The following is a 12,946-nucleotide window of genomic DNA, read 5'->3' on the forward strand; positions in this document are numbered from 1 at the left end:
GGAAACAAGCGCTGAAGATACCGGGAAATGCGTCGGTGGTCAAGTGCGATGCGCTTTGCCCAGCGGCGAAAAATTATTCTTCACATTCTTCGGCGAAGCGGGCCTCGATTGCCTCTATCTTGGCCTGATCCTGCTCCCAGTCGGCGTAGGTTTTTTTCAACTTGCGGCCGAGTGCGGTGTATTCATTGTTGAGTTCGGCAAAGCGGTCCTGGTCCTTGTACAGCTCAGGATCGGCCATGGCCTGTTCGAGCTGGCTCTTCCTGGGTTCGAGCTGATCGATCTCCTGTTCGTAGCGTTCCACGTTCTTTTTCAGCGGTCCGATCTCGCGGTTCTTCTGCTGCCGCATTTCCGCCTGCAGCTTGCGCGATTCCTTGCCTTTTTTTGTCTGTTTTTCCTGGACCGGGGCCCCTGGCTTGCTTTTGGGCGCAACCGCGGACTTTGGTGGGGCAGCGGCCGATTCGGCATGGGTCTTGTGGAGATAGTAGTCGATATTGCCGTCAAAAATGGTGCCGTGGCTGTTTTTGATCTCCAGGACCTTGGAGACAAAGGAATTGGCAAAATAGCGGTTATGGGAAACCACGATGATGGAGCCGTCGTATTGGCGCATCGCCTCCTGGAGCACCTCCTGGGATTGGATATCCAGATGGTTGGTGGGCTCGTCCAGGATCAGCAGGTTGGCCGGGGTGGCGATCATCTTGGCCAGGGCCACCCGGCTTTTTTCGCCGCCCGAGAGCACCGCCACCTTCTTGTCCACGTCATCGCCGCGAAAGAGGAAGGCCCCCAGCAGGGAGCGGGTCTGGGTGACGCTCATTTCGTTGTTCACATGGCTCAGGGTTTCCAGCACGGTGAAGCGGGGGTCGAGTTCCTGGGCCTGATGCTGGCCGAAGTAGGAGATGGCCACGTTATGGCCCTTGCGGATGGTGCCGCTGTCCGGGGGGATGAGGCCGGCGAGGATTTTTACCAGGGTGGATTTGCCCGCGCCGTTGACCCCGAGTACCGCCAGCTTCTCGCCGCGCTGTAATGAAAAGGAGAGGTTGTTGAAAACCGGCTGTTCGCCGAACTGTTTGTGCAACCCTTCTATCTCCAGCATGGTTCTGCCGGAGGGCGGGGAGGGCGGAAAGCGGAAGGCGATGGAGTTTTCCGTCTCGTCCAATTCGATGAGCTCGATCTTCTCCAGCTGCTTGAGGCGGCTCTGGACCTGGGTGGCCTTGGAGGCTTTGGAGCGGAAACGGTCAACGAACTTCATGGTCTGATCGATCATGGCCTGTTGATTTTCATAGGCCGCCCGTTTGATGATCATCCGGTTTGCTTTATCGACCAGGTATTTTGAGTAATTCCCCTTGTAGACCGTGAGCTCCCCCAGGGATATTTCCCAGGTTACGGTGGTGAGGTTGTCGAGAAAGGAGCGGTCATGGGAGATCATCACCATGGCCCCCCGGTGATTTTGCAGGAACTCTTCGAGCCAGGTGAGCGACTCGATATCGAGATGGTTGGTTGGTTCGTCCAGCAGCAGGAGGTCCGGCTTGGCAAGGAGGATCTTGGCCAGCATCAAGCGCATGAGCCAGCCGCCGGAAAAAGAGATGCTGTCTTTGCTGAAATCGCTCTGGGAGAAACCTAGGCCAAGAAGAATTCTTTCAATCTGGGACTCCATGGTGAAAATGTCGGATTGGTCCAGTCGGTGTTGGAGATCTCCCTGGCGGTGTAATAGGTCGGCGAAGCCAGGGTCTTCCGGCGGTATTCGGCCAAGATCCTGGTTGACCTGATCGAGCTCCTTTTGCAGCGACAAAGCTTCGGCAAAGGCGGTTTCCGCTTCTTGAAACAGGGTGCGGCCGGGAGGAAAGGCGGTAATCTCCTGGGGCAGGTAGCCGACGGAGATGTTTTTGGATCGGGCAAGAATGCCGTCATCCACATGTTTAACCCCCGCCATGATCTTGAGCAGCGTAGATTTCCCCGCGCCGTTCACCCCGACCAGGCCGATTTTTTCGCCGGGATGGACCCTGACCGAGACATTTTTGAAAAGTTGTTTGGAGCCGAACTGGATGGAAAGTTGGTTGATGGCAAGCATGGTTGAACACTATCCGCATTGATTGTCAGTTAAGAGAAAGAACAATCGCACACCATAGCACATTGCGTCGAGTATTTCACATAGATGTTGCAAATGGGGTGCAAGTCGTTGGCAAAAGCCCTCCGGTTGCCAGGGAGAAGCATTCGGCGTTGTCAAGTCTTACTGGGCGCAGGGGGGTAAACGGTGTTTTTCGAGAGCAGGGAGAGATGCAGGGGCGCGGAAAAGAAGTGTCAGATGGAATAGGTGCCGCCGGCAACGCCGGTAAGTTCGCCCAGGTGGGTGGGGAGAACGATCAGGATAGTGGTGCCCTTGCCCAGCTCACTGGTGATGGTGACCGTCCCCATGTGCTCGTTAATGATCTGTTTGACATAGGGCAGCCCCAGGCCGGAGCTCTGGCGGTTGATGTGTTGGTAGGGGTCGAAGATAATCTCGAGCATTTCCGGGGAGATTCCAGGGCCATTATCGGCAATACGCACCTGGCTGCCGGCTGGGGTCATCTCGGTGGTGATGCGGATCCGGCTCTTTTTGCTGCAGGCATTCACTGCGTTGCGGAGCAGGTGGGCGAGAGCAATCTTGATCAGCGAGCTGTTGCCATGGAAGAAAAGCGGGGCCTGGCTCAGCTCGGACACCAGAGTGATATCTTTGGCGCGGGCATCTTTTTGCAGCGATTCCACCGCCTCAGCGACAATGGGATTGAGGTCAAGCGGCGCGAAGATTTTTTTTGCTTCCGGTCGGACCGACTCGAATTTGCTCACCAGATTTTCAAGTTTACGGGCTTGGTCTAGGATATGGATCAGTTTCAGCCGCCCCTCTTCTTCCGGGGGATAGGAGTTGAGGAGGCGGCGTACCATGCCGCCGATGATGGTGGCGGGGTTGCGCACCTCATGGGCGATCCGCAGGGCCATGCCTGTGCGGGTCCGCTCCGCGATGACCGCCTCGATCTCCTTGTTCAGGCGGAAGAGCTCCTGGCTGTTTTTTTCGATCTTTTCGCGGTCCCGAACCATGCGTTCCGTGATGGTTTCGATCCGGTTGAAAAACAGGGTTACCGAGGCGATGACAATGAAGGCCATGCTGTTGATGGAGCCGCTGTACGGGGCCAGCAAGAGCCAGAGATCTTTTTTGCCGAAAAAGGTGAGGAGGTGTTTGAGGATGTGACCGCTGGAGCGGGACAGGGCAAGGGCGAACAGCGCTCCGCAGAACCAGAGGAGAAAGATGGCCAGGGGGCTTTCGCGATCGGCGCGGGCCATGGCCAAGGCATGGTGGAGGCAGAGGCCAGAAAGTACGATCAGTGCCAAGGCGCCTCCGAAATCAAGGAGCCAGACCGGGAGCATGGAAATGGTGATCATGCGTGGTCCTGCCCGGAGGAAGAGGGCGGAGATGCGCCCTGCCTCAGCAGCTTGAGGCCCCGATAAAAAAGAAACATGGCCGGCACGGCCAGGAGGTGGTCCAGTTTCAGGAGATAGTACAACCCCTCTTGCCAGCCAGCAAGGTGGAGGAGGGGGATATCAGCCCCTGGCGGCAGGAAGAGAGCGTCTTCGATTTCCAGATCAAGAAAATGTCCCAGCATGGTGGCCCCGCTCCACAGCATAAGGATCCAGGTCCCGGCGATGATGTATTGCCAGGCCTTGAGGGCAGCAAGACGAGTCTGGCGCGCTTTTACGGCGAAAAAGAAAAGGGAGACGATCAGGAAAAAGTGGGCCAGTTGATGGATGTACAGCCCTGAATAGGCATGGGGCTGAAAGGCCAAGGCGCTTTCCGGCAGGAAAAAGCCCGACAGCAGCACGGTGAAGAATAGTGGCCTCAATAAAAAACCTCAAATGGCTGATTGTAAGGTGAAGCGCGGGGTGGAACAATTGAACATTCTTTTTGTTAAGAGAAGCATACCATGTTGGCTGAACGGACAACATATGAAAAAAACACCCCATGGAAAAAACTGCGAAAACGGAAGGTTTGCCGCCGGCTCAATATCAGCTCCGTTCGTTCAGCGAGGTAGGTTTTCTGGAGAGGCCAAGCTCCTGGGAAACCTGGGTGGCGATCTCCTCTATGGATTTTCCCGCCGTGGAGACAATGGGAATCTGGTGGTTGTGAAAGATGGTTTCGGCGGTCTGGATCTCTTCGCTACAGGTGGAGCGCTTGGCATAATTGCTGTCTGCATACCGTTTTTCCCGGACATTGTGGAGGACTTCCGGGGTGGTGGTGAGGCCAATGGCGCGTTTTTTGTTTTTTATTATTTCTTCCGGCAGGAGGTACTCCTTGAGATACTCCGAGGTGAGGGGGAAATTGGCCGATTTCATTCCCATCTGCGTTGCCAGATAGACGCTGACCGGGGTTTTGCCGGAGCGGGAAACCCCAAGGAGGATGACCTCCGCCTCGTCGAGTTCATGCATATTGACCCCGTCATCATGTTCCAGGCAAAAGTGGATCGCTTCGACCCGTTTGGCCATGGTCAGGTTGTCGATATGCCGGGAAAAGCCGGGGACCCCCAGGGCCTTCGCCTCCAGGCACCCTTCGAGCCGGGTCATGAAAAATTCAAAGGCATCAAAAAGTTCGACCTCCGGGGCGTCGAAAACAGCGCGGATCTCTTTGGTCATGATGGTGCTGAAAATAAGGGGCCGCCGGCCGGCGGATTTTTTCAGGATATAGTTGAGAATTTTTTTTGCTTCTTCGATGTTGAGGACAAAGGGGAATTTTTCTTCATGAAAATTGATTTCCGGAAACTGGCAGATCAGGGCTTGCCCCAGGTTGGTTGCGAGAATTCCGGTGCTGTCCGAGATATAGTATACGTCTTTCGATGACCACATGGGGGCTTGCTCCTTGGCGGTGGAAGGAGAAGGGGGGCCTCTCTCAGGCCCCCCTTCCTCCTAAAAACAGGATGAAATCCTCAAATCTTTTTTGCTCAAAGTGGCCAACCATCTCTTCCTTCATCAGGGTCAGGGCGCTGATGGGAAGTCGAGCCCCGGCGTATGGACGGTTGGTTGTCAGGGCATCGTAGACGTCGGCAATGGTGGCGATTTTGGCATTGTCGGAAATCTGGTCTCCCTTAAGACCGTGGGGGTAGCCCTGACCGTTGATTTTCTCATGGTGGTGGATGATCACATCCAGGGTTATTTCCGAGGTATGTTTGGCCATGAGCCAATGCCCCTGGCCGGGGTGTTTTTTGATGATTTCGAACTCCTCGTAGTCGAGCTTGCCCTGCTTGTTGAGGATAGAGTCAACGATCTGGCTTTTTCCCACATCGTGCAGGATACAGCCGAGGGCAAAATCGTGGAGTTCCGTCTCGTCGCCCTTGCGGATCATCATCCAGAGGCCGATGCCAAAAACCGCGACATTCACGCAGTGGGAAAAGGTGTAATAATCTTTGGAGCCCAGGCGGAGCAGGTGGCGAATGGACTGGGTGTCCTCCAGGGTAAGGTCGATGATGTTGCTGGTGATGTTTTTGGCGCGGGAGATGTGTCTGCCGCTTCGGGGGTCGTCAAAGACATCCCGGATGATGTTTTTGGCACAGGTATGCACAAGCGATGATTTCTGGTCAAGGGGAATGTTCCTGTTCTTGATAATGGAGTCGAGGGACTCCTCCATGAAATTTTCAAACTTTTTGGCGGATTCCTGGGTGATAAAGAGGGGGCCGTGACTTTTTTTGGCGAGGGTCTCCTTGATGTCGGCGATATTGGTGTTGGCCGCGATCAGCAGGATGGGTTTGTTGCTTTTGGGAGGCTTGGTATAGATATTGAAATCGATTATCCGGTCTTCCGCGAGAAGATAGTCGGAGACAATGCGGATAAGTTTTCTGGATTCGGTGATCATGTGCTTTTCAGGTTCTCCTGCCTTGTAAGGATGGCGCAGCGCAGCCGAACGTCCGGCTGGGTGGTGGTTTTTGCTCTACTATGTAACTAAATTACCCGGTTCCAGGCTGGTTGAGCTTGTGCTCGAGATAGGTGGAAAGTTGAGGAAAACTGCAGCCATAGGCCTCAACCTCCTCCTGCTTTCCCTTCACCCGGAAGGAGTATTTCTTGAAAAATGTTTCAGGTGCAAGAAGGTGCATGGCAGCATCGCAGCCCATCACGATATCCAGGTCCTCTTGCCTGTTGGTCAAGCTTTCCAGGCGAAACGCCACATTCACCACATCTCCCACCACGGTGTAACTGCCGTTCTGGGTAAGGTTCCCCATCATCGCCTCTCCGGTATTGAGGGCTGCCCCGATCTGTAAAGCCCAGGGAAGGTCTGGAATCTTCTTGCCGAGATTGCTGGTGAAGGTGTTGATGGCAATGGCTGTTTTCAGGGCCTGGTGAATGTTGTCCTGGAGATTTGCTCCGGACCACAGGGCCATGACCGCGTCCCCGATGAATTTATCGACCGTCCCGTTATGTTTGTTGACCAGCTTGGTGACTCGCCCGGTCCAATGCTGGAGGAGTTGGGAAACCCACTGGTCGCCCATGGTTTCGGAGAGCTTGGTGTAGTCATGGATGTCGCAGATCAGGATGGTGATGATCTGTTTCTGGACAAAGGCCACGGTCATTTCGTCGAGATCCGGACCGTTTGTCGCCGCTGCTCTGTTTGGGCTCGTATCCTGATGGAAGAGGAGGCGGGTGCTGCCGATGCCGATGCAGTCGCCGTCTTGCAGAGATACCGGGGTGTGGATCTTCCTGCCGTTGATAAAGGTGCCGTTGGAGCTTCCCAGGTCAATGAGATTGAAACGGCCATTTTCCTCTTTCTGGATCATGGCGTGCTTCCGGGAGACCCATGAATAGGGAAGGGTGATATCGGTGTTGGCTACCCGGCCCAAGGTGTAGGTGGTGTCTGTACCGAGCAGCCAGCGCGGGGCATTGTCTTCCTGGGCATCAAGAAGAGTGAGGGTGGCAGATATTTCCGGTGACGCGGTCATGGTTGTCAGAGCGCCTTCCTGTTACCCGTGACTCTGGATGAGGCTGATGATTTCCTCGGGTTCGGCAAAACGACCGGATGCGTGTTTTGAAAAGACCAGACACCCATCGGCCATGATCTCGTAGATGCCACCGGAACTGGGGATAAGCTCAACTTCGGCAGCGAATTGTTTCTTGAGTTCGGCTTCCAGCCTGGAAGCACGCGGCAGATAGTTTCATTGGGAGCAGTAGGTGATGGTGATCTTCATGGCAGGTTTCCGTAGGAATATTTAGCTGGCAGTTGCCGGAATATGCATGGGTGCTCGCTCTTTATACCACAAGCAAAGCTGATTGGAACAGGATGGATTGTTCGATACATTCGTTTTATTTGCAAGCGGAGAAATGGTCGAAAGATGGGACATACTCCTGGGGGGTCTTTCTTGCGCAATGTTGGAGAGGGTGATCTTCTTGTCGCTCGAATTTTTTGGTCGATTATGCCACCATTGGACAATTATGGCTGGGGTTGTTGCCCCAGCCATTTGAGAATCCCGAGGGCTGCCTGGTATCCGGAGCTGAAAGCCCCCTGCAACAGGTAGCCGCCGGTGGGTGCTTCCCAGTCCAACATTTCCCCGGCCACGAATACGCCCGGAAGCTTCCGGAGCATGAGATCTTCGTTTACCTCGGCAAAGGCAATGCCTCCGGCGGAAGAAATTGCCTCGGCAAGAGGTCTGGTCCTGGTGATGGGGATGGGGAGATTCTTGATCCGTTCGGCAAGCAGCGCCGTATTTTGCAGCTCTTCCGGGGAACAGATCTCACGGAGCAGCGAATAGGCAGGACCGGTGAGGTGAATGGTCTTACGGAGAAAATTGGCCAGGCTTTCCTTGCTGCGATGCTGTTGGAGCTTTTCTTGAAGGCGTGGCAGGGGAAGATCACGCTTGAGATCAAGCAAGAGGGGAACCGGGCTGCTCTTTTCCAGCAGGTCGCGGAGGGAACCACTCAGGGCATAGACCGGCCCCCCTTCCAGGCCATGGTCGGTCATCATCACATCGCCGGTCGCTTGCTGGTCGCCGCAGCGGAGCAGGACATTCTTGAGAGGTTTGCCGCTGAAGTGGGTACGGAAATAATCGGACCACTCGACTTCAAGCCCGCAGTTCGCCGGGCGGAATGGTTCAATCCGGACCTCTTTCGCGGTGAGAAGAGAGGTCCAGCTCCCATCGGAGCCGGTTTGAGGCCAGCTTGCCCCACCCAGGGCAAGGAGTATGGCTTGGGAGCTGAATTCGAGGAGTTCGTCGTTTGCCCCAAGAAAGAGCGGTCCGCCCGTTTTGCTGAATCCCTGCCAACGGTGTTGGTAATGGAATGTCACCCCGCGTCTGCCCAGAGCTTCGAGCCAGATCTTGAGAATATCCTGGGCCTTGGCGTCCTTGGGAAAGACCCGGCCGCTGGTGCCGATAAAGGTTTCGATCCCGAGGGTTTGTAGCCAGGCGCGAAGGTCGTCGGGGGAAAAAACCCCAAGGAGTTTGCTGAAGATCTCGGCCTTGCTGCCATAGCGGGCGGCAAATCTCCCGGCCTCTTCCGAATGCGTGAGGTTGAGGCCGCCACGCCCGGCGACCAGGAATTTGCGGCCAGCCGTAGCCTTTGCCTCGAAAATATCCACCGCCAAGCCAGCTTCGCTGAGGACAGTGGCGGCCATCATCCCCGCCGGACCGCAGCCGACAATCGCCACTTTGCTCTCGTCTTTCATGGGCAGCTCATCGGGAACGCTTGCGCGGGGATTTCTTTTTCAGGAGCGGGGTTTCTTTTTTTGCCGAATTTTCTTCTGCCGGGAGTTCGAAGCCAAACCCGGCACAGGCCGGACATTCTTCGCAGGAGAGGAAGAATCTGCTCACGCCGGCAAAAAAATGTATCTGGCCGGAGCCGCCGCAGTAATCACAAGGCTTTTTCATGGCAGGCATGGGAAGGGAGAGTGTTGTCTGTGGGCAAGCCCAAAAAATATTTTTTCGGTTGCATCGGGGAATACTTATTTTTTTCCTGGCTTGGTGGAAGCTTTTTTGGGCTCCAGCTCCTTGATGCGCTCAATGAGCGCTTCACTTAAGGCGACCCTTCCTTCAAGCACGCACCCCGGTCGGCCGGGAATACAATCCTGCTTGAGCATCAGGCATTGGTCGTCATTGTAGTCGTAATTTTTGCAGGAAAAACTCATCGGTGTAACCTTGATGTATTGCTGGCTTAGCGTCCGAACGGTCCGCCTCGGTTCTCCGAGGGCGGGAAGCTTCAGCGTTTTGCAATGGCGTGTTTTTTCATTTTGTACTGGAGCAGACTCTTGGTGATCCCCAAGGCATCGGCCGCTTTGGTTTGAACATAGTCGGCTTTGTCCAAGGCGGAGAGGACCATTTTCTTTTCAATGCCGTCAAGGACATCGGGCAAAGGGGTATGCTCCGGAATCATATCCAGGTCAAAGCCGCCCAGCCACTGCAGCGGCTGTTTGGTGGTCATGCTCTCGGGCTGCACATCTTCAGGACGAATCAGGTTTTTGGAGCAGAGAATGGCAGCCCGTTCGATGGTATTTTCCAGCTCCCGGATGTTGCCTTCCCAGGGGAGGGTCATGAGAAAGCGGACGGTTTCCGTGGCAATCTCCAGTTTGGGCTTGTTCAACTGTTGGGCGTATTTGTTGACGAAGTGGGCGACCAGCATGGGGATATCGTCGGTGCGCTCCCGCAGGGGCGGGAGGTGGATGTGGAGTACATTGAGCCGGTAATAGAGATCTTCCCGAAAATGTCCTTTGTCGACCTCATCCTTGAGATCCCTGTTGGTGGCGGCAATGATCCGGACATCAACTCGCAAGGTTTGGCTGCCGCCAACCCGTTCAAAGCACCGCTCTTGGAGAACGCGCAGGAGTTTGGCCTGAAGCGGCATGGGCATCTCTCCCACCTCGTCGAGGAACAGGCTGCCGGTATCGGCCAACTCGAACCTCCCTTTACGCAAGGCGATGGCCCCGGTAAAGGCGCCTTTTTCATGGCCGAAGAGTTCGCTTTCCAGGAGATTTTCCGGTAAGCCCGCGCAGTTGAGGGAGATGAAGGGCGCTTTTTCCCGGGGGCTGTTGCAATGGATCGCTCGGGCCACCAGCTCCTTGCCGGTGCCCGACTCGCCGGTGATCAGGACCGAGGTCGAGGTCGGAGCGACTTTTTCGATGAGGTTGAAGATCGCCTGCATCTTTTGGTTCTTACCGACCATGCTGGCATACGAGGTCCGGGAGCGCATTTCCTCCCTCAGTCGCATGTTTTCCCGGAGCACGGCGTAATGCTCCAACGCCTTGTTGGTGTTCAGCACCAGTTCATCGTTGTTGAAAGGCTTGGTAAGATAATTGAAGGCCCCGGCTTTCATGGCGGCCACGGCCATCTCCACCTCGCCGAAAGCGGTGACCATGATCATGGGCAGATCAGGGTTGAGGGCTTTCGCTGCCTTGAGCAGCCCCAGGCCGTCAAGCCCCGGCATGCGCATATCGGTAATCACCAGGTCAATGTCGGTTTCGCCCAGGATTTTGAGAGCCTCTTCGCCGTTTCCGGCGGTAAAAACGCCGAACCCTTCTTCGCGGAGCAGTTCGGAGAGGACTATCAGATAGTTTGGTTCATCGTCTACAACTAATACGGTGTTCATATGAAAACAGCCTTACAGCAGAGGATTTTGGAAAGAATGTTGGCAGCGACCCGGGCAAGAAGCATGCTGCTTGCTATGCGGCATGCTCGGCAATTTCCTTGATGTCGGCGATGAGAATAATGTCGTCGTTGCCCATGATGGTGTATCCGCAGACCCCATTTATTTTTTGCAGTTTTTTGTAGCCGTTGCCAAACTCTTTGGCCACAATCTTCTGGTGCGAGAGGATGCGGTCAACAAGCAGGCCGATGCCGTAAGGCTTGCAAATCACAACAACTTTATCGCTCGGGTCGGACAAGATCGAGGAGGCTTTCGGATAAAAGAAGGTGTTGAGTTCAACAAGCCGCAGAATTGTTCCATCATATGCGATGCAGTTGTTTTCCGCAAGGAGCGGGATGATGTTTCCTGTTTCGATGACCGTGGTGATTTCGTCCGAAGGAATGGCATAGGTCTCCTCTCCTGATTCCGCGAGCATGGCATCCTTCGTGACCAGAGTTTTGGTGAGCGGCACGGTGAGGGAAACGGTGGTGCCTTTGCCGATGGTGGAATCGAGCTGGATGGTGCCGTTGCATTCCTTGAGGCCGGACATGACCACATCCATGCCCACCCCGCGGCCCGAAACCTCGCTGACCTTTTCGGCCGAACTGAAGCCGGGCCTGAAGACAAGGTTGATCAGCTCCCGGTCACTCAATTGTTCCAGCTCTTCCGCGGGCATGAACCCCTTGCGCAGGGCGACTGTCTTCATTTTTTGCGGATCGATGCCCAGGCCGTCGTCTTCAATAACCAGATAGACATTGTTTTCATCCGCCCGTGCATGCAGGGTGAGGTTGCCCTGCTCGGACTTGCCCGATTTTTTTCTTGCTCCCGGCGCTTCGAGACCGTGGTCCAGGGAGTTGCGCAGGATGTGGACCAGGGGGTTCTCGATCTTCTCCAACAGGTCCTTGTCGATGACGGTTTCTTCGCCGGTGATGGTGAAGCGGACCTCCTTGTTCAGCGAGGTGGAAAGCTGGCGAACCACCTTGGGAAACCGTTGGAAGAGTGATTTGACCGGCACCCTGCGGATGCTCATGATGTTGAGATGCAGTTTTTCAAGCTGTTCGTCCAGCGCATGGATGATGCCGTCAAATCTGGCAACGAGACCGAAATTTGTCAGGTCCGCTGCCTCCAGCTGTTTTTTGACGAAATTGAGGGAATCAAGGCTGATGTAAAGCCCCCCCACGGAATCGGCGAAGTTGTCGAGTCGAGCCTGATCGATGCGGATGGTTTTGGTCTGCTCGACGCTTTTGTTTTCTTTGATATGGGCGTCAAGGGCGCGTTTGTCCTGAATGGCCAAGGCTTTTTTTAGGTCGTTTTCTTGGAGAACCCCCTGTTCAATGAGCAGCTCCCCGATTTTTTTTTGCTGGCCCAAGGCTGCGGAAATCTGGGCGTTGCTGACAAGATGCTGTTCAATCAGAATCTCGCCCAACCGGGTGCTGCCACTTCTTGTTCTGGCCTCAAAACAGCCGATTACCGAGTTGAGGAGGTTCCGGCAGAGAATGTTGTATTCATCGCTGGAGACCATCAGGGTATCATCCAGGAAGTTTCGCATGCCAAAGAGCTCGTCCAGCGTCCCGGCAATACTGCTGTTGCCCTTGAGAGCCTCGCTTACCTCGGCAAGGGCCTGGGCAAAGGTGAGGAGCAACTCCTTGTCCGCAGCTTTTTTGTTGTTAAGAAGATCAAGAACCAGGCCAAACTGGGCAATCTGGCTGCTGAAATCCTTATCGTGCAAAAAGTATTGGTTGTCTGAGGAGTAAGCACTGGACGGACCTTTTTGTTTTTTTGCCTCGATAATGGTCTGGAGATCGATATTCGCTTTTTCAATTTTATCCAGCAGACCTGGAATCAAGGGATGGGTGTAGATGTTCTGGCCAAGATCAAGGAATTCATGGAGGAGATGTTCCAGGGTGATAACACTTTGGACGGAGCCGGTTGCCGAAATGGGCTGAACCGCCTCCACCCGGGAGAGGAATTCCTTCTCTTCCGGGAGAAAAGCCACTTGGCTGGGGTCTTTTTGGGCCCGGGTGAGCATGGCTTGCAGGTATTCGACCCCCTTGAGCAGGATGTCGATGATTTTTTTATTGATGAGGATATCTCCTTTGCGGCAGGCATCGAGGAGATTTTCCAGGCGGTGGGAAAACTTGTTGATGTTGGTGAGGCCGAAGAAGCCGGAATTGCCTTTGAGGCTATGGACCGGGCGGAAGATCCTGTTGATGATCTCACTGTTGCCGGGATCGTCTTCCAGAGCAATGAAATCCGCCTCGATTCCCTGGAGTGAATCATTGGATTCATCGATAAAGCCTTGGAGTGCATCCAGGTCAACGTCATACTGCAT

The 12,946-nt window shown here is 54.8% G+C and carries 11 protein-coding genes; all 11 read right to left on the bottom strand.

What is annotated here, in order from left to right; genetic code table 11:
- Nucleotides 1-73 precede the first annotated feature (73 nt).
- Nucleotides 74-2,065 carry an ABC-F family ATP-binding cassette domain-containing protein gene (locus tag OLX77_RS10180; RefSeq protein WP_307633489.1) on the bottom strand — a complete coding sequence of 664 codons (1,992 nt, stop codon included), beginning with the start codon at nt 2,063-2,065 and terminating at the stop codon, nt 74-76.
- A 230-nt stretch (nt 2,066-2,295) separates the two neighbouring features.
- Nucleotides 2,296-3,411 (bottom strand): sensor histidine kinase, encoded by a 1,116-nt coding sequence (locus tag OLX77_RS10185; RefSeq protein ID WP_307633490.1) that lies wholly within the window; start codon nt 3,409-3,411, stop codon nt 2,296-2,298.
- Nucleotides 3,408-3,869 carry a hypothetical protein gene (locus tag OLX77_RS10190; RefSeq protein WP_307633491.1) on the bottom strand — a complete coding sequence of 154 codons (462 nt, stop codon included), beginning with the start codon at nt 3,867-3,869 and terminating at the stop codon, nt 3,408-3,410. Before OLX77_RS10190 ends, OLX77_RS10185 begins: the two co-directional genes overlap by 4 nt.
- A 163-nt stretch (nt 3,870-4,032) precedes the next feature.
- Entirely contained in the window at nt 4,033-4,866 is an 834-nt protein-coding gene (ppsR, locus tag OLX77_RS10195; protein WP_307633492.1) for a pyruvate, phosphate dikinase/phosphoenolpyruvate synthase regulator, read from the bottom strand.
- 43 nt (nt 4,867-4,909) lie between these two features.
- Nucleotides 4,910-5,869, bottom strand: coding sequence for an HD-GYP domain-containing protein (locus tag OLX77_RS10200; protein ID WP_307633493.1), 960 nt, complete (start codon nt 5,867-5,869; stop codon nt 4,910-4,912).
- Nucleotides 5,870-5,960: 91 nt separating this feature from the next.
- On the bottom strand, nt 5,961-6,947 hold the full coding sequence (locus OLX77_RS10205; RefSeq protein ID WP_307633494.1) for an adenylate/guanylate cyclase domain-containing protein: 987 nt from the start codon (nt 6,945-6,947) through the stop codon (nt 5,961-5,963).
- A gap of 21 nt (nt 6,948-6,968) precedes the next feature.
- Nucleotides 6,969-7,193: a SelT/SelW/SelH family (seleno)protein gene (locus OLX77_RS10210; RefSeq protein ID WP_307633495.1), complete on the bottom strand. Its 225-nt coding sequence runs from the start codon at nt 7,191-7,193 to the stop codon at nt 6,969-6,971.
- A gap of 242 nt (nt 7,194-7,435) precedes the next feature.
- The gene (locus OLX77_RS10215) at nt 7,436-8,665 is read right to left on the bottom strand and encodes a BaiN/RdsA family NAD(P)/FAD-dependent oxidoreductase (protein WP_307633496.1); all 1,230 of its coding nucleotides are present in this window, start codon (nt 8,663-8,665) and stop codon (nt 7,436-7,438) included.
- Between the two features lie 276 nt (nt 8,666-8,941).
- Nucleotides 8,942-9,124, bottom strand: coding sequence for a hypothetical protein (locus OLX77_RS10220; protein WP_307633497.1), 183 nt, complete (start codon nt 9,122-9,124; stop codon nt 8,942-8,944).
- Nucleotides 9,125-9,195: 71 nt separating this feature from the next.
- A complete protein-coding gene (locus OLX77_RS10225; protein ID WP_307633498.1) occupies nt 9,196-10,578 on the bottom strand; it encodes a sigma-54-dependent transcriptional regulator in 1,383 nt (460 codons plus the stop codon).
- 73 nt (nt 10,579-10,651) lie between these two features.
- Nucleotides 10,652-12,946, bottom strand: coding sequence for a chemotaxis protein CheA (locus OLX77_RS10230; protein ID WP_307633499.1), 2,295 nt, complete (start codon nt 12,944-12,946; stop codon nt 10,652-10,654).

The sequence above is a fragment of the Thiovibrio frasassiensis genome, from assembly GCF_029607905.1.
GTDB lineage: Bacteria > Desulfobacterota > Desulfobulbia > Desulfobulbales > Desulfurivibrionaceae > Thiovibrio > Thiovibrio frasassiensis.

Bases quoted from the DNA above. Each gene is read 5' to 3' on its own strand.
- OLX77_RS10200 (WP_307633493.1), bottom strand. From the start codon at position 5,869: ATGATCACCGAATCCAGAAAACTTATCCGCATTGTCTCCGACTATCTT.
- OLX77_RS10205 (WP_307633494.1), bottom strand. From the start codon at position 6,947: ATGACCGCGTCACCGGAAATATCTGCCACCCTCACTCTTCTTGATGCC.
- OLX77_RS10180 (WP_307633489.1), bottom strand. From the start codon at position 2,065: ATGCTTGCCATCAACCAACTTTCCATCCAGTTCGGCTCCAAACAACTT.
- OLX77_RS10225 (WP_307633498.1), bottom strand. From the start codon at position 10,578: ATGAACACCGTATTAGTTGTAGACGATGAACCAAACTATCTGATAGTC.
- OLX77_RS10185 (WP_307633490.1), bottom strand. From the start codon at position 3,411: ATGATCACCATTTCCATGCTCCCGGTCTGGCTCCTTGATTTCGGAGGC.
- OLX77_RS10230 (WP_307633499.1), bottom strand. From the start codon at position 12,946: ATGCAGTATGACGTTGACCTGGATGCACTCCAAGGCTTTATCGATGAA.
- ppsR (WP_307633492.1), bottom strand. From the start codon at position 4,866: ATGTGGTCATCGAAAGACGTATACTATATCTCGGACAGCACCGGAATT.
- OLX77_RS10215 (WP_307633496.1), bottom strand. From the start codon at position 8,665: ATGAAAGACGAGAGCAAAGTGGCGATTGTCGGCTGCGGTCCGGCGGGG.
- OLX77_RS10220 (WP_307633497.1), bottom strand. From the start codon at position 9,124: ATGAGTTTTTCCTGCAAAAATTACGACTACAATGACGACCAATGCCTG.